General features: G+C 71.8%; 17 protein-coding genes. 11 read left to right on the top strand and 6 right to left on the bottom strand.

The genetic code is table 11. The features are described from left to right. Nucleotides 1-65 precede the first annotated feature (65 nt). The 5 genes from NBZ83_RS12135 to NBZ83_RS12115 are packed head-to-tail and all read left to right on the top strand — an operon-like array spanning nt 66 to nt 5,482. Nucleotides 66-824 (top strand): metal ABC transporter ATP-binding protein, encoded by a 759-nt coding sequence (locus tag NBZ83_RS12135; protein WP_261556871.1) that lies wholly within the window; start codon nt 66-68, stop codon nt 822-824. Continuing rightward, nucleotides 821-1,672: a metal ABC transporter permease gene (locus NBZ83_RS12130; protein WP_261568083.1), complete on the top strand. Its 852-nt coding sequence runs from the start codon at nt 821-823 to the stop codon at nt 1,670-1,672. Before NBZ83_RS12135 ends, NBZ83_RS12130 begins: the two co-directional genes overlap by 4 nt. After that, a complete protein-coding gene (locus NBZ83_RS12125) occupies nt 1,669-2,553 on the top strand; it encodes a metal ABC transporter permease (RefSeq protein ID WP_261568084.1) in 885 nt (294 codons plus the stop codon). Before NBZ83_RS12130 ends, NBZ83_RS12125 begins: the two co-directional genes overlap by 4 nt. After that, entirely contained in the window at nt 2,554-3,768 is a 1,215-nt protein-coding gene (locus tag NBZ83_RS12120; RefSeq protein ID WP_261568086.1) for a pyridoxal phosphate-dependent aminotransferase, read from the top strand. Between the two features lie 58 nt (nt 3,769-3,826). Further along, complete coding sequence (locus tag NBZ83_RS12115; protein ID WP_261574963.1) at nt 3,827-5,482, top strand: hypothetical protein; 1,656 nt, start codon at nt 3,827-3,829, stop codon at nt 5,480-5,482. Here NBZ83_RS12115 and NBZ83_RS12110 read toward each other — a convergent pair. Together NBZ83_RS12110 and NBZ83_RS12105 are read right to left on the bottom strand one after the other, a co-directional pair. Beyond that, nucleotides 5,439-6,071: a hypothetical protein gene (locus NBZ83_RS12110; protein ID WP_261568088.1), complete on the bottom strand. Its 633-nt coding sequence runs from the start codon at nt 6,069-6,071 to the stop codon at nt 5,439-5,441. The two genes, NBZ83_RS12115 and NBZ83_RS12110, sit on opposite strands and share 44 nt — an antisense overlap. An 85-nt stretch (nt 6,072-6,156) precedes the next feature. Next, entirely contained in the window at nt 6,157-6,558 is a 402-nt protein-coding gene (locus tag NBZ83_RS12105) for an SCO5389 family protein (protein WP_261574962.1), read from the bottom strand. A 368-nt stretch (nt 6,559-6,926) separates the two neighbouring features. On the opposite strand from NBZ83_RS12105, the gene NBZ83_RS12100 reads away from it, so the two are divergent. Further along, nucleotides 6,927-7,385 (top strand): Fur family transcriptional regulator, encoded by a 459-nt coding sequence (locus tag NBZ83_RS12100; protein WP_308203340.1) that lies wholly within the window; start codon nt 6,927-6,929, stop codon nt 7,383-7,385. Nucleotides 7,386-7,389: 4 nt separating this feature from the next. Here NBZ83_RS12100 and NBZ83_RS12095 read toward each other — a convergent pair whose 3' ends face one another. Continuing rightward, on the bottom strand, nt 7,390-8,619 hold the full coding sequence (locus tag NBZ83_RS12095) for a CapA family protein (RefSeq protein ID WP_261568090.1): 1,230 nt from the start codon (nt 8,617-8,619) through the stop codon (nt 7,390-7,392). A 125-nt stretch (nt 8,620-8,744) separates the two neighbouring features. Then, the gene (locus NBZ83_RS12090; protein WP_438803196.1) at nt 8,745-9,674 is read right to left on the bottom strand and encodes an LLM class F420-dependent oxidoreductase; all 930 of its coding nucleotides are present in this window, start codon (nt 9,672-9,674) and stop codon (nt 8,745-8,747) included. A gap of 144 nt (nt 9,675-9,818) precedes the next feature. Between NBZ83_RS12090 and pdhA the strand changes: the two genes are divergently transcribed. From pdhA to NBZ83_RS12070, 4 genes are all read left to right on the top strand, one after another. Continuing rightward, nucleotides 9,819-11,036, top strand: coding sequence for a pyruvate dehydrogenase (acetyl-transferring) E1 component subunit alpha (gene pdhA, locus NBZ83_RS12085; protein ID WP_261568091.1), 1,218 nt, complete (start codon nt 9,819-9,821; stop codon nt 11,034-11,036). A 64-nt stretch (nt 11,037-11,100) separates the two neighbouring features. Further along, nucleotides 11,101-12,174, top strand: a complete 1,074-nt coding sequence (locus NBZ83_RS12080) for an alpha-ketoacid dehydrogenase subunit beta (protein ID WP_261568092.1) — start codon at nt 11,101-11,103, stop codon at nt 12,172-12,174. A gap of 31 nt (nt 12,175-12,205) precedes the next feature. Then, nucleotides 12,206-13,684, top strand: a complete 1,479-nt coding sequence (locus NBZ83_RS12075; protein ID WP_261568093.1) for a dihydrolipoamide acetyltransferase family protein — start codon at nt 12,206-12,208, stop codon at nt 13,682-13,684. Between the two features lie 120 nt (nt 13,685-13,804). Beyond that, nucleotides 13,805-14,041, top strand: a complete 237-nt coding sequence (locus NBZ83_RS12070) for a hypothetical protein (RefSeq protein ID WP_136447596.1) — start codon at nt 13,805-13,807, stop codon at nt 14,039-14,041. A gap of 106 nt (nt 14,042-14,147) precedes the next feature. Here NBZ83_RS12070 and NBZ83_RS12065 read toward each other — a convergent pair whose 3' ends face one another. Beyond that, on the bottom strand, nt 14,148-14,540 hold the full coding sequence (locus NBZ83_RS12065; RefSeq protein ID WP_261568094.1) for a hypothetical protein: 393 nt from the start codon (nt 14,538-14,540) through the stop codon (nt 14,148-14,150). Between the two features lie 111 nt (nt 14,541-14,651). Beyond that, on the bottom strand, nt 14,652-16,511 hold the full coding sequence (locus NBZ83_RS12060) for an acyl-CoA dehydrogenase (protein WP_261568096.1): 1,860 nt from the start codon (nt 16,509-16,511) through the stop codon (nt 14,652-14,654). Nucleotides 16,512-16,678: 167 nt separating this feature from the next. Here NBZ83_RS12060 and NBZ83_RS12055 point away from each other — a divergent pair. Further along, a partial coding sequence (locus NBZ83_RS12055) for a patatin-like protein (RefSeq protein WP_261574961.1) occupies nt 16,679-19,883 on the top strand: 3,205 nt, incomplete at its 3' end.

The raw sequence follows: 19,883 nt of genomic DNA, 5'->3' as shown, positions 1-19,883 counted from the left end.
CTGAGCGCACAGCCGCCGGTGAGTCCAATTTGACATCGGCATCGAAAATCGTTTCCAATTAGGCCATGTCACGACCCGCCGCGATCGTCTTCGACCAGGCGAGCGTCGCCTATGGGCGGGTGCCTGCGTTGGAGCAGGTCCATGGCACGGTGCACCAAGGGGAAATCGTCGCTCTCGTCGGACCGAACGGCGCGGGCAAGTCAACCCTCATCAAGGCGTTGCTCGGCCTGGTGCCGGTCGCGTCAGGTTCGATCAGTGTCCTCGGCCGGCCGCCCGCGCTGGCGCGCCGGCAGGTCGCGTACGTGCCGCAGGCGGACACGCTCGACCCGGACTTCCCGGTCTCAGTGGCGCAGGTCGTCCTGATGGGCCGCTACCGGCGGATCGGCTGGCTGCGGCCGCCCGGACGGGCCGACCGGGACGCGGCGGCGGAAGCGCTGGCGGCGGTGGGCCTCGCGCACCGGGCGGCGGACCGGTTCGGGACACTGTCGGGTGGGCAGCGGCAGCGGGTGCTGCTCGCCCGGGCGATCGCGGCGCAACCGGCGGCGTTGCTGCTCGACGAGCCCTTCAACGGGGTCGACGCGGTCTCCCAGGAGGCTCTGCTGGCCACGATCAGAGCTCTCGCCGCGGGTGGCGCCGCAGTCGTCGTGTCCACCCATGACCTGGGCCTGGCGCAGCTCACCTGCGATGGGATCTGCCTGCTCAACCGGCACCAGTTCGGCTTCGGTCCACCCGGCGAGGTACTCACCCCCGACCTGCTGCGGGCCGCCTATGGCGGGGCCGCGTTGGAACTGGGCGATCGCGGTCTGATCGTCGCCCGATCATGATCGATTTCTTGGTAACGCCGTTCGACCGGCCCTACATGACGCGGGCTCTCGTCGAGGCGCTGCTCCTCGGTGCACTCTGCGGCGTGGTCGGGGTATATGTGCTGCTGCGCCGGCTGGCATTCCTGACCGACGCCGTCACCCACACCGTCTTTCCCGGGGTCGTCGTCGGGTTTCTGGTCTCCGGCCGGTCCGGCGTCGTGCCGGGCGCACTCGTCTGCGCGGTGGCCGCGGTCGCCCTGTTCACGGCGATCGCGGCCACCCGACGAGTGAACGAGGACACGACCCTGGCCGTGCTGCTGACGGCCTTCTTCGCGGTGGGAGTGATCCTCATCTCCCGGCAGCGTTCGTACACCGCCGATCTGACGGCCTTCCTGTTCGGGCACATCCTGACCATCGACACGGCGGACATCGTGGTCACCGCCGTGGTGGCCGTGCTTGCCGGGTTGGTCCTGCTCGGGCTTGGGAAGGAGCTGCTGCTGCGGGCCTTCGATCCGGAGTGGGCCCGGGCGGCGGGATACCGGATCACCGCGCTCGACCTGGTGAGCAACATGCTGATAGCGCTGGTCGTGGTCGCGTCGGTCCAGGCCGTCGGGACCGTGCTTGTGATCGCGATGCTCGTCGTGCCGGCCGCGGCGGCGCGGCTGCTGTCCGAGCGGCTCGGCGTCATCGTCGCCGTGGCGGTGCTCGTCGGTATGGCCGGCGCCTGGCTGGGACTCGCCACCAGCTACGAGGCATCGGTCGGCCACGATGTTCGGCTGGCCGCCGGGGCCACCATCGTGCTCGTTCTCGTCGCCTTCTACGCCCTGGTGACACTCGGCCAGGCCTCCCGGCGGCTGGTGAAGCGATGACCCTGTTCTCTTCGCTCGGCGACGGCTACGTGCGGCGCGCGCTGCTGGAGGTCGTGATCGTCGGGGTGCTCTGCGGAGCTGTCGGTGTCCATGTCGTGTTGCGTCGGCTGAGCTTCCTGACCATGGCGTTGACCCACGCGACTTTTCCCGGGGTGGTCATCGCGACGATGCTCGGCCTGGGCCTCGTCCTCGGCGCGGGGCTGTTCGGTGTGCTCCTTGTGGCTGTCGTGGCAGCGCTGACCGGCCCGCGCGGCGCGGAACACGGACGGGAGACCTCCAGCGTCACCGCCGTGGTGCTCTCCGGCGGCTTCGCCCTCGGGATGGCGCTGATGTCGACGCAGGAGGGCTTCAGCCGGGACCTCACCGCCTTCCTGGTCGGCTCGGTGCTTACCGTCGCGCCGAGTGACCTCGTCGTCAGCGCGGTGACGACGGCGGTCGTGCTCGGGGTGCTGGCAGCACTGCGCAAGGAGCTGCACCTGGCCGCCTTCGACCCGGATGCCTTCGCCGCCGCGGGCTATCCGGCCCGCCGACTCGATCTCGTCCTGCTGCTGGCACTCGAGGCGACGGTGGTGACCTCCCTGCCCGCCGTCGGCACGATCATGGCCGTCGCCCTGATCGTCGGCCCGGCGGCGACCGCCCGGCTCTGGTGTTCACGGACGGCCACGATGACCGCCATGGCCATGGTTGTCGGCGTCGCCGCCGGTGTGATCGGGCTCGCTGTCAGCGAGCAGTGGAACGTCGCTGCCGGCGGTGCCATCGTGCTCTCCGTCGCCGCGTTCTTCGTGGTCTCGCTGGTGTTGCAGTCACTCCCGTGGGGTGAACCTGCCGCCGCAGCCCTGGGCCGCCGAAAATCCGCTGGACGCCCCACCTACTCTGGGTAGATGGAGTTCACCCAGTCCGACAAGCTCGCCGACGTCTGTTACGACGTCCGTGGGCCTGTCCTCGACGAAGCGACTCGGCTGGAAGCCGCGGGCGCGCGCATCCTCAAGCTGAACATCGGCAACCCGGCACCGTTCGGCTTCTCCGCTCCGCCGGAGGTACTCGAGGCCGTCATGGCAAACCTTGCGGATGCACAGGGGTACAGCGACTCCAAGGGCCTGCGCGCCGCGCGCGAGGCGGTCGTGGGTTACCACAACCGCAAGGGCATCACCGGGATCACGTCCGACAGTGTGTATCTGGGCAACGGCGTGTCCGAGATGATCATGATGTCGTTGCAGGCGCTACTCAACAACGGCGATGAGGTGCTGCTCCCGGCGCCCGATTACCCGCTGTGGACGGCCGTGGTCAGCCTCTGCGGCGGGCGGCCGGTGCATTATCTCTGCGACGAGACCGCCGGCTGGGCGCCGGACCTGGCGGACATCGCCCGGAAGGTCACCCCGCGGACCAGGGCGATCGTCGTCATCAACCCGAACAACCCCACCGGCGCCGTGTACGAGCGGCAGGTGCTGGAGGACATCGTCGAGGTCGCGCGGCGCCACCATCTCATGCTGCTGTCCGATGAGATCTACGACCGGATCCTCTACGACGACGCCGAGCACGTCGCCACCGCGTCGCTTGCCCCTGATCTGGTCTGCATGACCTTCAACGGGCTGTCGAAGGCGTACCGGCTGGCCGGGTTCCGCTCCGGATGGATGGTGCTGTCGGGCCCGCGTGGTCACGCATCGTCCTATATCGAGGGGCTGAACATCCTCGCGAACATGCGGCTGTGCGCGAACGTGCCCGGGCAGTTCGCCACGCTCGCCGCGCTCGCCGAGGACGGCGGTGCGGGCGATCTCGTCCTGCCCGGCGGTCGACTGCGAGAGCAGCGGGATACGGTCGTCAAGCTGCTCAATGACATCCCGGGCGTGTCCTGTGTGCCACCGCGGGGCGCCCTCTACGCGTTTCCGCGACTCGACCCCGAGATCTATCCCATCCAGGACGACGAACGGTTCGTCTTCGACCTGCTGGCAGCCGAGAAGATCCTTCTCGTCCAGGGCACCGGTTTCAACTGGCCGCATCCCGACCATGTCCGGATCGTGACCCTGCCCTCGGTGGACGATCTGACCGACGCCGTCGGGCGGATCGACCGGTTCCTGGCCCGGTACAAGCAGAACTAGTCCTATCGACATCATCGACGAGGTTGTCCACAGGCAGACAGCACCCCGTGGACAACCTGTGGACAACTCACGCCGCGACCTGTGGGTCGCGCTCCTGCTCGCCGTCACCACCATCGGAGTGGAGATCGCGCTGCACGCCCGGATCGGGCGGCCGCTCTGGTACGACGAGCTCTGGCGCCCGCACTTCGCGGGCGAGCCCTGGTCGACGTTCTGGTCGGAGCTCAGGGCGGCAAACGCGCCGTCGTCGCTGGGGTCGATCGCGCTGACCCGGGTGACCGGCGACGTTCTCGGCTGGCACGCCTGGGCGCTGCGGACCGTCACGGCCGGGATCTGGCTGCCGGTGCTGGCCTCGGCCACCTTTCTGTCCGCGCGGCGCTTCGCCGGCGTCGTCCCTGCCGCGGGCGGCGCGGTCGCGGTGGCGCTGAGCGGCACCGTCGTCGACTCCGGCACCCAGCTCAAGCCGTACGTCCTCGAGGCGGTCGTCTCCCTCGCGGTGTTCGCCCTGTGGACGGCGCCCGGCGCACCGCTGCGGAATCGGACCGCGGCCGGCATCCTGGCCCTAGTCTCGCTGCCCGCCGTGTTCCTGCTGGTGCCATTGGCCGTGGGCGACCTCGTCCGCGACCGACGAACCAGCTGGCGGGCCGCGCCGGCGCTGCTGCTGGCCGGCGGGCATGCGCTGGTGTTCGTCGCTCACCAGTCCAGCCAGCGCGCGAGCCACTTCTGGGACGATCAGTTCCTCGCTGGACGCGGCGTCTTCGGCGGGGTGCGCTTCACGGCCGACCAGGCGCGCGCGATCCTCGGCGGTGCGCCACCCGGCATCGACCGTTACGACCCCAACCTCGTGCATTCTCTGCTTGAGGGTCACCGCATCGCCACGACCCTCGTGGGGTCGGCGACGGCCGTCGCCGTGCTCGCAGGCGCCCGGACGCTGCGCCGCCGGGCGGACGGCGCGACTCTGCTGTGGAGCCTGGTCGGCGCCGAGCTCTTCCAGCTCGCAGCGAGCGGCGGACGTTACTGGCCGTTCGGGGCGTGTCGGCCGAACCTGTTTCTGGTCCCGCTGCTGACCATCGTCGCGGCGGCCGGCGCGAGCGAGCTGGCCACCGCGGTCCGCCGACGCGGCGGTGCCGGCGGCGTCAGCAGCGTTGGCGTCAGCAGCGTTGGCGTCAGCAGCCGCGGTGGCGCGGGTGTCATCCGGGCGGCGAGTGTGCTCTGCCTCGCGGGTGTCGCGGCGACGCCGGTCTGCGCGGCCGCCGGGATCGGCACCATGTGGCGGGAACGCCACGAGGTGCGCCCGATCGAGGGCATGGTCCACGCCACGCTGGCCGTGCGCGCCGAGTACCGCCCGGGTGATGCCGTCGTCGTCGGCGGACGCCTCGCCCGGGCGGGCTGGCTGTACGGGATGGAGCTCAGCGGCGACGGTCCACAGCCCCCCCGCGCACGGGTGCCACGCTCGGCGACGACGTTCCTGAGCGCGATCGGTCGCGGCGGCGCGGAGCGGGCCGTGCGGGCCCGCCATCACCCGCCGCGGCGGGTCCTGCTGTTCGTCCTCGCCTACGACCGCCGGGGCACGACCGCGGAGCTCGCCGCCCTGCGCCACGGCGGGTGGTGCAAACACGGCGCCCGTTCGTTCCCGCTCACCGGGACGCTGTATGAGCTGGACCGCTGCACGATCACGGGGTCTGCGGGTTCGCGGTCGCCATCGGCTGACCGATGATCGCCGCCAGCGCGGCCCATTCCCGATCGCCATTCGCCAGCGAGGTGGCGACACGCTGCTGTAGGACGCCGACCTCGATGCGGGTGCCGTCGAACAGCTGGGCGCAGGAGGCCGCCGCCGCGGTGTAGTCACGGCCTCCTGCGTCGTAACGAACCCGCGCGCCGGAGGTGGGCGGCACCGGCGCGGTGATCGCCGCCGAGATGGCGGTATCGAGGACGGCGCAGGCGGGTTTCAGGGCTGCGCCGTCCTGCGCGGCGAGGTGACCTCGGACAGCGGCCACGTCCGTGGCCACCCGGATCCGTAGCCCCTCGCTGCCGTGGTACCAGGACGCCAGCTCCGCGGCGTCGTTCGCGGTGGAGACCGGGACGGCCGGTACAGCGACCGTCGGGGCGGGGGCCGAGGCGGGGGTGCTCGTGTGCGCGGCGCCGGTGCGCAGGCCGGCCGCCTGCTGCCCACCCCCGGTCAGGGCGGCCGCGGCGCCGCCGATGACCAGCGCGATCGCGCCGAGGATGGCGAGCCGGCTGCCAACGGTGTTCTGCAACGGGTCCGGCTCTCGCAGCCAACCCGGCCGGCTGCCCTGCCGCGCCATGCCGCTCCTCCGCCCGTCCGGCCCTGACTCTCGACGCAGCGCACAGGTTATGCCGCGAGAAGTGGCCGGCCGGCGCCGGGGGCGCTCAGCAGTTGATGAGCTCGGGCTTCTGGTTGAGCACCTGCGCCTCGCGGGAGATGAACTGCCGATACTGCTCCCCGCCAACCGCGTCGAGGCCGAACATCCCGACCCGGTGGCAGTTCTGGAACACGAGAGCCACACCGAAATGCCGCTCCAGCGCCGAACGGATGGACGTGCTGGCCATGGCCCGCAGCAGCTGGCCGCCTTCGGCGTCGGTGGGCGGCGTGCCGCCGAAGGCGGTGAAGTCGGAGCCGGCGGCGCGGGCCGGCCCGAGCTCGGCCGCGAGCCGTTCGACCAGCTCGTAGGCGAACGGCAGCGAGGTACGGACACAGTCCAGGAACGCATCGTCGGCCAGTTCGCCGGCACGCGCCGCCTCGACGAGCTGCGGAGTAACCGTGAGTGACATTGAAACCTCCAAGAGTGGTGGCGAGCCCGTCCCGCCGCGACCAACTCTTTCCGAAATGGATTTCATTGTCAATAATGCTGACCATGGGTGTGCCATCCGAGCCGGCCGAACGGCCCTGACAGCGTGCGAAGGTGAGAAAATGAGACCGTGAAGCAACCGGAGCCGCGAAAATGTCGCGGCTCGGCCGGGTCGATGGCATCTAGGATCTCTGTGGCCTCTCGGACCACAGGACAGACGCGGCGAAGGGAGTGTCGGTGAGCATCGCGGGGAACGAGGCCAGATCCAGCGACGTTGACCCGTCCCCGTGGCCGGACCCCGGCGCCGCCAGCCCAGCCACTTCCGCCAGCTCAGCCGCCTCCGCCAGCCCCGTGGCCCCCGTGGCCGGCCGCGGTAGCGCGGCGGCCCGCGGCGCGCCCGGTCGCGGCACGACGGTGCGTGCCACCCGGCAGGGTGACGCGGTGTGCGCCGCCCTCGCCGAGACCGACGCTTTCACCAGCGCCCAGGACCTGCACGCCCTGCTGCGCTCGCGGGGCGCCGCGGTCGGGCTGACCACCGTGTACCGCCATCTGCAGGTACTGGTGGACCGGGGCGAGGTCGACATGATCCGCCGCGACGACGGCGAGACCGTCTACCGGCGTTGCGCCACCGAGGCGCACCACCACCATCTCGTCTGCCGGGTCTGCGGGCGGACCGTGGAGATCGCCGGCCCGGAGATCGAGGTGTGGACCGCGGCGGTCGCCGACGCCGAGGGCTTCGTCGACGTCGAGCACACCGTGGAGATCTACGGCACGTGCGCCGGCTGCGCGACGGCACCGGCCGTGCCCTGAACCATCACGGGGCGGTGGCCGACAAGCCGGTGCAGCCCCGCAGCGCGTTCCAGCCGGCGAGGGCCTGACTGCCTGCGGCACCGCTCAGTGGCCGCGGCGCGCCGCCCACGATCCGGGCGGGCACCCAGGTGGCGGCGGTGACGGCCCGGCCGGCCACGGTCAGCTCCAGGACCCCCGACTCGGTGTTGGGCCCGGTACCAGACGAGTAGAAGACGAAGTTCCCCAGTCCGTAGTCGACGTAGACGCCGTCGCCGGTCCAGCCCGCCCCGAGCAGAACGTGGGCGTGGCTTCCGACGACGACGTCCGCCCCGGCCGCGGAAAGCCGAGGAACCAGGGAACGCTGCGTGTCGCTGGGACACTGCTGCTGTTCGACCCCCCAGTGCAGGAAGACGACGACGGTGTCGGCCCGCGCCCGTGCGGAGCGCACGGCGGCGACCAGCTTGTCGACCTCCTTCGCCGAGGCCAGGCCGGGCTTGTGCGGTCCGGCCGTCCAGGCGGGGATGAGCTCGTCGTCGAGAACCTGGGTCGCACCGATGACGGCGATGCGCTGCCCCTTCACCGTCGTCGTGTACGGGGCGAAGGCACTGGTGTCGTCCTCGCCGATGCCGATGACCGGGAAGTGCGCCGCACGGGCGTGGCGCAGCGAATCCCGCAGCCCGGTCAGGCCGTAGTCCATACCGTGGTTGTTCGCCATGGTCACGACGTCGATGCCGGCGGCCCGCACCGCGTCGAACGCGGTGGGCGGGGCGCGGAAGGTGAACTCCTTCGGCGCCGGGGTGCCGCCGTCGGTCACCGCGGTTTCCAGGTTCGAGACCGCGAGATCCGCGGCGGACAGGGTCGCCGAGATCGGCCCGATCGCCGTGGCGGGATCCGCCGCGAGGCGCTGGCCGGGCGTTCCGGCGAAGTGGATGTCACCACCGAACGCGATCGTGACCGGCTGCCCCGTCGGCCGCCGCGGGCCGTTCCCGACCGGGCTGGTCTGCGCCGCCGTACCCGAGCCTCCGGCCGCCCCCGGGGCCGCCTGGGAACCGGTCCCACCGGGGCGGGCCACCGCGGCGGTCCCGCCGGCCGGCGCGGGAGTTGGAGCCGCGTCGTCGCCGTAGGGCATCGAGCAGGCGACAAGCCCGACCAGTAGGACTCCGGCCGTGCCGAGAGCCAACCCCGCGGCTCCCGACCGCCGCCCGGTCAACCGCCGGCCGGTCAGCCGGCTCGCGAACTCCTCGCCCCCGCCCATGCCGCGTTCCTCCGTCCGACTCCCCGTCCGGCAAGCCTCGCCGACCAGGCCACGCCGGGCCAGTGGACGTCACAGGACTGACAGCTCCATGGGGCCGACAGCCGTTTACGGGACCACGACAGCCGTCACAGGGACGACAGCGCCGGCGCCAGCTCGCGCCACTGTCGGCGGGGCAGCCCACGGCGGTCGAAGTCCAGGACCTGCACGGCGACCTGGTCTGCGCCGGCGTCGAGATGCTCGGAGATCCGGCCGAGCAACACGTCCGGATCGCCCCAGGCAACGATCGTGTCGACGAGGCGGTCGGAACCCGCGCCGGCGAGGTCGTCGTCGTCGAACCCGAACCGGCGCAGGTTGGACGTGTAGTTCGGCAGCCGCAGGTAGGACCCGGTGTGCCGACGTGCCAGCTCCCGGGCCTGCTCGGGATCGGTGTGCAGGACGAACGCCTGCTCGGGGACGAGCAGCTTGTCCGGGCCGAGGATCTCCCGGGCCGCCGCGGTGTGCTCGGGTGGGACGAAGTAGGTGTGTGCGCCGTCGGCACGATCGCGGGCGAGGCCCAACATCTTCGGCCCGAGTGCCGCGAGAACCCGCGGCGGCAGTTCGGCCGGCGCCACCGCCCGGTACTGCTCCGCGGCCATCTGGTCCATCTCGTCGAGATAGGCGGCCATCTGCGCCAGCGGGCGGGTGTAGGGGGCACCTCGGATGTGCATCAGCTCGGCGTGGGAGACACCCAGCCCGAGCAGGAAGCGACCGGGAAACGCCTCCGCGAGGGCGAGCTGCGCGGCGGTCATCGTCAGCGGGTTGCGGGCGAGGATCTGCGCGATTCCGGTCGCGATCGTGATCCGCGAGGTGGCCGCGAGGGCAAGGCTCGCGGTGACCAGGACCTCCCGGCCCTTGACCTCACCGGTCCACAGCGTGGGATAGCCGAGTTCGTCGAGTTCGGTGATGGCCTCCCGGACGGCGGCGGCCGGGGAAAAGTCGAACTGCCCGCTCCAGACGCCGACCTTCCCGATGTCGCGGCGGGCCGGCGGGCGGGGCACGTCCTGCGCACTCGTCACCGCGACACCGTACCGACCCGGGCCGCCGACACCGACCCGGGCCGCCGACACCGACCCGGGCCGCCGACACCGGGCCGGGAGGCGTGAGCATCCGGCGCGGCGGGCTGACAGATCGGGTTGCCGGCCTCCGCCTGAGGTCTATCGTTGCGGGGTGTGACGGAGCTCATGCAGCTGCTCACTCCGGACGGTCATCGGATCACCGTCGCGTCCCGGGCCAGGGCGACGGAACTGGACGGGTCGCCCACGGCCGCGTGCGACTCCCGGTCGGACCCGCCGCCCGGTGCCGGGCTGCCGGCGGCCGACCCGGACAGCGGGCCCGGTGGCGGCGAACCCGCCACCGTCGACATCGACCTGCCCGCGTATGTCGCCGACCTCACCGACGACGAGCTCTTCGACCTGTACCGGGACATGGTGCTGGTCCGCCGCATGGACGAGGAGGCGACCAGCCTGCAGCGCCAGGGCGAGCTCGGGCTGTGGGCGAGCCTGCGGGGTCAGGAGGCGGCGCAGGTCGGATCCGGGCGGGCGCTCGGACCCGACGACATGGCGTTCCCGTCCTACCGCGAGCACGGCGTGGCCTGGTGCCGCGGGGTCGACCCGGCGGCGGTCCTGGCCATTTTCCGCGGGGTCAACCTCGGCGGCTGGGATCCGGCCGGGCACGGCTTCGCCCTCTACTCGATCGTCGTCGGTGCGCAGACGCTGCACGCCACCGGCTACGCGATGGGAATGGCCCAGGACCGCTCGCCCGGCGCCGCGATCGTCTACTTCGGGGATGGCGCGTCCAGCGAGGGGGACGCCAACGAGGCGTTCGGCTGGGCGAGCGTGTTCGCCGTCCCCCTGGTGTTCTTCTGCCAGAACAATCAGTGGGCCATCTCGGAGCCGGCCCGTCGGCAGAGCCGGACGGCGATCTTCCACCGGGCGGCCGGCTTCGGCTTCCCCGGCGTGCGCGTCGACGGCAACGACGTGCTGGCGTGCCTCGCCGTGACCCGATGGGCGCTGGCGACCGCGCGGGCCGGCCGCGGGCCGGTGCTCGTCGAGGCGGTGACCTATCGGATGGGCGCGCACACGACGGCCGACGACCCCACCCGCTATCGGTCATCGGCCGAGCTCGAGGCGTGGCACCAACGCGATCCGCTGGACCGGATGCGCACCTATCTTGCGGCCCGCGGCCTGCTCGCGCAGGAGCGTGACCGGCGCCTGGCCCTCGAGGCCGACACCTTCGCCCACGAGCTGCGCGCCCGCTGTACGGCGATGCCCGACCCGGATCCGACCAGCCTGTTCGACCATGTGCAGGTCACCGAGAATGGGCTGGTGGCGGCGCAGCGCTCGGCGTTCGCAGCGACGCTCGATCCGGGCGAGACGTGAGGGATGGGCTCGACATGGAGGGTGGACTCGTGGCGGGCAAGACGCACATATCTGGGGAGGCCTGGTGACCAGCGGAGCCGTCATCGCCGGCGAGCAGGCCGCCGACGTCGGTGGGGAGCAGACCGGCGAACCGGCCGGTCCCGTGCCGATCACCCTCGCGAAGGCGTTGAACCTGGGCCTGCGCTCGGCGATGGCGGCCGATCCGAAGGTAATCGTGATGGGCGAGGACGTCGGCACCCTCGGTGGCGTGTTCCGGGTGACCGACGGCCTACTGAAGGAGTTCGGGGAGGCCCGGGTCATCGACACGCCGCTGGCCGAGTCGGCGATCGTCGGGACCGCCATCGGGCTGGCCATGCGCGGCTACCGGCCGGTCTGCGAGATCCAGTTCGACGGCTTCGTCTACCCCGCGTTCGACCAGATCGTCAGCCAACTCGCCAAGCTGCACTACCGCTCCGCCGGGCGGATCCGGCTGCCGGTGACGATCCGCATCCCGTTCGGCGGCGGCATCGGCGCCGTCGAGCACCACAGCGAATCCCCGGAGGCGTACTTCTGCCACACCGCGGGGCTGAAGGTCGTCGCCTGCTCGAACCCGGCCGACGCCCATCAGATGATCCAGCAGGCGATCCGTTCCGACGACCCGGTCATCTTCCTGGAGCCGAAACGGCGGTACTGGGAGAAGGCGGTGGTGGACCCCGGTTCGCCGGGCGAGTCGTCCCCGAACGCGACCAGCGGCCTGCACAGCAGCACGGTGGTGCGCGCGGGCACCGACGCGACCCTGGTCGGCTACGGCCCGACGGTGCGGACCTGCCTGGACGCCGCCGAGGTCAGCGCGGCCGACGACGGCCGGTCGTTGGAAGTCGTCGACCTGCGTTCGCTGTCCCCCCTCGACCTCGAACCGGTGCTCGCCTCCGTCCGGCGGACCGGGCGGCTGGTTGTGGTGCACGAGGCGCCGTCGAACGTCTCGGTCTCCGCCGAGGTCGCCGCGCGTGTCACCGAGCAGGCGTTCTACTCGCTGGAGGCGCCGGTGCTGCGGGTCACCGGGTTCGACACCCCCTACCCGCCAGCCCGCCTCGAGGACCACTACCTGCCCGACGTCGACCGCATCCTCGACGCGGTCGACCGCTCCTTCGGCTACTGACCCGCCCGCGCTATCCGAACTGGGGTTTCCCGTGTCGCAGCGACAGTTCCGCCTCCCTGACCTGGGTGAGGGTCTGACCGACGCGGACGTCGTCCGCTGGCTCGTCCAGGTCGGCGACTCTGTCACGGTGAACCAGCCGCTCGTGGAGGTGGAGACCGCCAAGGCGGTCGTCGAGATCCCGAGTCCCTTCGCCGGGGTCCTGGTGGAGATTCACGGCGAGGCGGGCAGCACCGTGGCCGTCGGCACACCGCTGCTGACGATCCGGACGGCCGATGCCGGGCAGCCGGCCAATGCCGGGCAGCCGGCCGATGAGCCCGCGGCTGCGGCCCTCGCCCCGCCGGCGGCCACACCCGGCTCCGACGGCGGCACGGCCGGTGGCGGACGGCTGCCGGTTTCCCGCGACGCCGGTGCCGGCGAACGCGTGCCTGTGCTCGTCGGCTACGGGCCTCGCCAGGGTCAGCAGCGTCGTCGCAGCCCCCGCCGCCAGGCCGCCCCGGTGCCCGCCCACGGGAGCGGGCCGGGGCGGCCGGGCGGCGCGGTGCTCGCCAAGCCACCCGTGCGCAAGCTCGCCCGCGACCTTGGTGTCGATCTCGCCGGGATCGCCGGCACCGGCCCCGACGGCACGATCAGCCGGGACGACGTCCAGGCCGCCGTGCGCACCACCGCCCGGGCGGTGCCCGCACCGGTCCCGGCGGCGCAACCGATCGCACCGTCCGCCACCGTTGCGCTGGACGCGACGCTGCCCGCCCCCCGGCGAATCGGCGCGGTCCCGGCCGATTCGGCCTTTTCCACCACGACGGGGGCCTGGCACGTGCCCGTCACCGGGCTGCGGCGGTCGATGGCGCAGGCCATGGTCGCCAGCGTCACCGCCGCGCCGCACGTGACCGAGTTCCTCAGCGTCGACGTGAGCGCCACCATGGCCACGCGCGAACGCGTGGCGGCGCTGCCGGAATTCGCGGGCATCAAAGTCACGCCGCTTCTGTTCGTCGCCAAGGCCCTGCTCGTCGCCGCGCACCGGCATCCGATGATCAATTCTCGCTGGGTCGAGGACGCAGGTGCGGGCCGGGCGGAGATCCAGGTGCCCGACCTGGTGAACCTGGGCATCGCCGTGGCGGGCCCGCGCGGGCTCGTCGTGCCGAACATCCCCGACGCGGGCCGGCTCGATCTCGTCGGCCTCGCGCGGGCGCTGGCGGGGCTCACCGAGTCGGCCCGGGCGGACCGGCTCGACCCGGCGAATCTTCGCGGTGGGACCATCACCATCACCAACGTGGGGGTGCTCGGCGTCGACGTCGGAACGCCGATCCTGAACCCGCCGGAGGCCGCCATACTTGCTCTGGGTTCGATCCGTCCCATGCCCTGGGTGCATGACGGTCAGCTCACGGTGCGCACGGTGGTGCAGCTCGCCCTGTCCTTCGATCACCGCATCGTGGACGGGGAGCTCGGCGCCGCGGTGCTTGCGGATGTGGGCGCAATGCTGACGGATCCCACGCTCGCCCTCGCCTGGTCATGATCGACTCATCGGATCCACCAGCTCGCCACAAAGCACGCGAGAGGGGCGCACAACGGCGCACACTCGGCCCCCTGGTACGGTTGCGCCTCTGACCGGCTTCCGGCACAAAGAGGTGGAACCATGACGCGAGTGGAGGCACTTCAGGCCGCGGACGAGTTCGTCGCCAAGGTTCTGACCTCCGCCAGCTCCAGTGGCCGGTTCACCGGCACGCTGAACCTGGCTGAACGGGTCGACCTCACGCTCCGGGTGGCTCGGTTCCTCCTGGAAGGGCAGTCCTCCTCGGACACCGACGACCTGCTGAAGCGGGACATGCGCAACGAATTGGATCAGGCCTTCCCGCCGCTACGCACGTCCTGACGCCGGCCCCGGACGAACAAGCCGCCCGGGCCGGTCCCCCGAACCCGGATCACGGGCCGTTGGGAACCGGGCCAGGCGGCGGGCGGACCGGCCAGAAGATCGGTGCTCACCGCCGCGACGCGGCGCGCTCCTCGCTGCCGACGTGAACGACCGGCTGCGGCTCGGGGTCCGTCTCCGGGTGGCGCGAGGAGTTCAGCTTGCGGTCCTCTTCGGGCGTGAGGTCCGGCTCACGCCGGCGCGGCGCCTCGACCGGGGTGACCGGGTCCACGAGGACCGTGTCGTCGACCGAGATGGGAGTCGGCACGCCGCTCTCCACCGACTCCTCGACGATCTTCCGGCGCCACTGGTTCTGGTAGAGGGTGATGCCGAGGCCGATGGCGCTGACGAGCATCATGATGAGGCCCACCATGTCGAGGTCGAGCCCGGAGGGATCGGAGCGGACGGCGAAGGTGAGGATGGCACCGAGGGCGAAGAAGGCGAGGCTCAACGGGATTCCCATGCCCGCCCACCTACCCTCGAATCGCCCCAATACAACCCCGCCGGGACGGCAGTTGCCACGGACCGCGCGAGGCTTCCCGCGATCCGTGGCAACCCCCGTCGATCGCCGGGATCAGAACGCCTCCACCGGGAGATCCATGAGCCCGAGCCCGGTCGACTCGACCACGGCCCGGCGCGCCTTCAGCTCGGGCAGCACGTTCGCCGCGAACCAGCGACCCGCGGCCACCTTGCCCTGGTAGAAAGCCGTGTCCCGGCCGCTGCCCGCCTCGTTGCCGCCCGCCTCGTTGCCGCCCGTCTCGGCGAGGGCGCGCACCGCCACCTCCGCACCCCGCAACAGCAGCCAGCCGATGAGCACATCACCGATGCTGAGCAGCAGGCGGGTGGAGTTCAGGCCGACCTTGTAGACCTGCCGGGCGTCATCGGCGGCGCCGGTGAGGTAGCCGACGAGCGAACCCACCATCGCCTGGACGTCGTCCAGAGCCGCCCCCAACGCCTCCCGTTCGTACTGCAGTGCACCGTTGCCGGCCTCCGCCTTCACGAAGGTCTGGATCTCCCCCAGCACGGCGGTAAGCGCCTGCCCGCGATCCCGGACGATCTTCCGAAAGAACAGGTCCTGGCCCTGGATCGAGGTGGTGCCCTCGTAGAGGGTGTCGATCTTGGCGTCCCGGAGGTACTGCTCCATCGGATAGTCCTGCAGGTAGCCGGAGCCACCGAGAATCTGCAACGAGGTCGAGAGCAGCTCGTATGACCGCTCGGAACCGACACCCTTGACGACCGGCAGCAGCAGGTCGTTGATCCGGATCGCGAGTGCGTCACTCTCGCCGCGCGCCGCCGCCTGCGTCACCCGGTCCTGGAACGTCGCGGTGTACAGCACCAGCGAACGCATGCCCTCGGCGTACGCCTTCTGCAGCATGAGCATCCGGCGGACGTCGGGATGGTTGATGATCGCCACTCGGGGCGCGGTCTTGTCGGTGGACCGGGTGAGGTCGGCGCCCTGCACCCGGGTACGGGCGAAGTCGAGTGCGTTGAGGTAGCCCGACGACAGCGTGGCGATGGCCTTCGTGCCGACCATCATCCGGGCGTACTCGATTACCTGGAACATCTGCGCGATGCCCTCGTGCACGTCGCCGACCAGCCAACCGACCGCCGGGGTTCGCTCGCCGAAGCTCAGCTCGCAGGTCGCGGAGACCTTCAGGCCCATCTTCTTCTCGATGTTGGTGACGTACACGCCGTTGCGCTCCCCGGGCGCTCCGGTCGCCGGATCCGGCATGAACTTCGGCACGACGAACATCGACAGGCCCTTGGTGCCCGGACCGTTCCCTTCGGGCCGGGCCAGGACGAGGTGGAAGATGTTCTCCGGAACATCCCAGTCGCCGCTGGTGATGAACCGCTTGATGCCCTCGATGTGCCAGGTCCCGTCGGGCTGTTCGACCGCCCGCGTACGGCCGGCGCCGACATCGGACCCGGCGTCGGGCTCGGTGAGCACCATCGTCGCGCCCCAGTGCCGCTCGATGGCGAAACCGGCGAGCGTGCGTTGCCACTCGTTGCCCAGCCGGTGCAGGATCGCCGCGAAGGTCGGGCCGGCCATGTACATGAACACGGCCGGGTTCGCCCCGAGCAGCAGCTCGGCGGCGGCCCAGGCAACGGTCGGCGACGCGCCGAGCCCGCCAAGGTCCGTCGGGACGAACAGTCGCCACCATTCGCCGTCCTGGACCGCCAGGTAGGAGCGCTTGAAGGAATCGGGCAGGGTGACCAGGCCGGTGGCCTGGTCGAGCGTCGGCGGGTTGCGGTCGGCATCGGCGAACGACTCCGCGACGGGGCCGGTGGCCAGATGCTCCAGCTCGGCGAGCACCTGGTGCGCGGTCCCGGCGTCCATCTCCTCGAACGGAGCGGTACCGAGCGTGCGATCGACTCCGAACACCTCGAACAGGTTGAACTCGAGATCCCGCAGGTTGCTCCGGTAGTGGCCCATGAACGGCTCCTTTCCGGGAGCGCCGGGCGGCGCGCACCGCCGGGACCGGCTTGCTACTGGTGAGTACGGTGTTCCCATGCTACCCATGAGTAACCCGTTGACAAGTGGGACTTCGCAGTAAGGGAACCCACCAACCGGCGCGGATCACAGCAAGCACGGATGGGGCGATGTCCGGCACGTCTACCCTTGCCACCATGCGTGACGAGGCGACCCAGGAAGTACGGCTTGCGGTCGTCATGACCGGCGGCGCCAGCCTCGCCGTCTGGATGGGCGGGGTCGCCACCGAGATCAACCTGGCCACCAGCCCCGGGCACCCCCGCGCCGACGACGCCGACACCGCGGTCGCCGCCCGATACGCGCGGCTCACGGCCATCCTTGACGTCGAGCTCAGCGTGGACGTGCTCGCCGGGGCCTCCGCCGGCGGGATCAACGCGACCATGCTCGGCTTCGCGAACGCCCTGAACGGCGACCTCTCCCCACTGCGCGACCTGTGGCTGTCGCTGGGCTCGCTGAACACGCTCATGCGCACCCCGGACGAGAAGGCGTACCCGTCGCTGCTGCGGGGAGACGCGGCCGTGCTGCCCGCCCTGCACACCGCCCTCGGCGCCGTGGCCGGCACGACCGCGGCGCGCGGATCCACCATCGCCCGCCCGACCTCGGTGTTCGTGACGACGACGATCCTGCGGGGCGAGGTCGCCGAACACACGGACTCCCTCGGCGGCACGATGTACGACGTCGACTACCGCGGCCTGTTCGTGTTCAGCACGCCGGACCTCACCGATCCCGCGGCGATCCCCCGACTGGCGCTCTCCGCCCGGGCCAGCTCCGCGTTCCCAGGCGCCTTCGAGGCGGCCTACGTGCCGGTCGGGCACGCGCTCGACGAGACCCACCCGGACATGGCGCGTTACGTCAACTCCGCCCGTTCCTTCCATGCCTCCGACGGCGGGATCCTCGTCAACCGGCCGATCGGCCCGGCGTTGGCGGCCATCTTCGACCGCCCCGCCGAACGCCAGGTCCGCCGGGTGCTCACCTACGTCGTGCCCTCCCCCCGACCAACCCCGTCGACCCCCGACGAACGGCCTATCCCCGGCAAACGGCATATCCCCGACGAACGGCAGTCCCCCGGAACACGGCCGTCCCGCCGGGCACGGCTGTTCCGCGGAACACTGCGCGAACCGGAACGCGCGGCCAGCACGCCACCATCTCTGCCAGCACCCCCGCCACGGATACCTTCGGTGAGCAGCACCCTGCTTGGAGCGCTCGGCGCGGCGCTGAACCAGTCCATCGGCACAGACCTCACCGCGCTGCGCGAGCACAACGAGGCCGTCCGCGGTGCCCGGGCCGGTCGGCGGCGACTGCTGCGACTGGCTCCGGCGGGCACGACCCGGTTAGCCGACGACAGCGTCTACGACGCCTACCGACGCGGGGTGGCCGAACAGGTCGCGGCACCGGTCATCGAGGCACTCCTGCGCGTGCTCACCGACCGCTCGGACCTGCCGCACCCGCCGGACGCCGACGCGATGCGCACCGACGCCGCGGGCCGCGCCCGGATGACCAACGCCGCCGTCGGCGCCGTCCTGGAGACGCTGCCCGACCGGCTGCCGGGCGCCGGGGACATCGACGAGCTGTGGCGGCTCGGCCAGCCCGCGCTCGACGGCGTCCGGGGCATTCTCGTCTCCATGATCAATGAGGGGTACGTGTTGTGCCCCGAGCCCACCGAGCGGGCCCGCCTCGCCCGGCTCGCCGCGGCCGTACATGACGCCGCACTGGCCGCCGGCGCGCGCGGGCCGGCTTCGCTCTACACCTCGTCGCCGCGGCCGGGTGTGATCACGACGGTCAGCGGGACCCTGGCCGCGATGCCCGGGGCGCCGCTGCTCGACGTCATCGAAATGGCCACCCGCCGGTGGCTGCGCATCGATCTCGCGGGGGCGGCGAGTCCGGCGGGGCAGCCGGAGTCCGGCTGGGCGTCCCTCGCACCGGTCGTCGGCGAGCTGCGCGGTGAGATCGCCGCCCTCGTCCGTCGCTGGACGCCGCCTACGCCACCCCCGGTCGGGCCCGGCATCCGGCCGGCGGGGCTCAGCGTCGGGCAACGCCGTGCGCTCGCCGCCCACACACTCACCGACTTCGTCCACTACCTGCCCACGGCCGGCGCGGATGCCCTGATCGCCCTGCTCGACCTGCACCTGGTCGAACGCGCCACGACCGGGAACCTGCTGGACCAGCCGGTCGAACTCGTCCAGATCAGCGCTGACCTTCCCACCGCCCTCGACCCCACCCGCTGCCTGGCCGAAGACAAGGTCACGGGCCTGCAATTGGGCAACTTCGGCGCGTTCGCGAAGTCCTCCTGGCGAGCCAACGACTGGATGTGGGGGCGACTCGACGGCGCCGGCTGGCTCGTGCGCATCCTGCTCGACCCGCGTCGACTCGTGTTGCGGCGGGACCTCGCTGTGCCCACCGGTCCCCCAGGCGACCCAGGCAGCCCGAGCAGCCCGGGCGGTGTCGCCAACGTGGGCCGGATCGCCGGCACCGCTGCACTGGCCCGGCGAGGCTGGCTGGTCTCGCTCGTCGACGACCTCGCTGAGGTCGCAGGCACCCCCGCCCCGCAGGACGCGCTCGACGAACTCGCCTTCCTCACCGATCCGGACGCGCCGGTGCCACCAAGCCTGCCGGTCACGGCCACCTGGGTGGCCGCCGGGATCCAGCGGGACATCGCCGCCAAGGAACTCGTCGGCCTCGCCCGAGCCATCCGCCAGGACAACGGCTCCGGCCTCGATCCGCGACCCACCGCCGACTTCCTCGCCGCTGTCGACCGCGCGCTCGCCCCCGAACCGAACAACACCACCCCGCCCACCAGCGCATCTCCGGCCCCGGGGGTCGGGGAGACAAGGACGGGGGCTTCCGGCGGCACGGAGGTGATCTCGCTGGCGGCGGCCGCAGCCGCCCGGGTCGCGGCATCGCAGCGCGCCGCGGCGAGGCCAGCAGCCGGGGTTGAACCACCGCCCGCCGCCTCCGCACCGCCGCGGCCGCCCGGCCTCAGCGGGGTGCCGGTGGCGCCGGGAATGCTGGCGCCGCGAGCCGTGGACGACGTGCTGCGGGCCTGCCACGTCCCGGCGGAACGCCTCACCGACCCGGCGCAGGGCCCGATCCTCGTCACCGCCCTGGCCCAGATCATCGCCGTGGTCACCGCCTGGGTCGCCTCGATGCGGATCCTGCCGCGGCCCGCGCGGCCGGCGGCATTCGTGGTGCGTATCGCGGCACGGCTGGCCTACGAGCTGGTCCGGGACGTATCCCAGCGCCGGCGACGGGTGGTGATCGGCCTGGGGGTGGCGCTGGTGGTTCTGGGGGTGGCCGGTGGACTGGTCGGTTCCGGCG

It is taken from the genome of Frankia gtarii, from assembly GCF_025403375.1.
GTDB lineage: Bacteria > Actinomycetota > Actinomycetes > Frankiales > Frankiaceae > Frankia > Frankia gtarii.
Note: the sequence above shows the minus strand (reverse complement) of the source record. Positions and strands in the feature narration are given on the sequence as shown.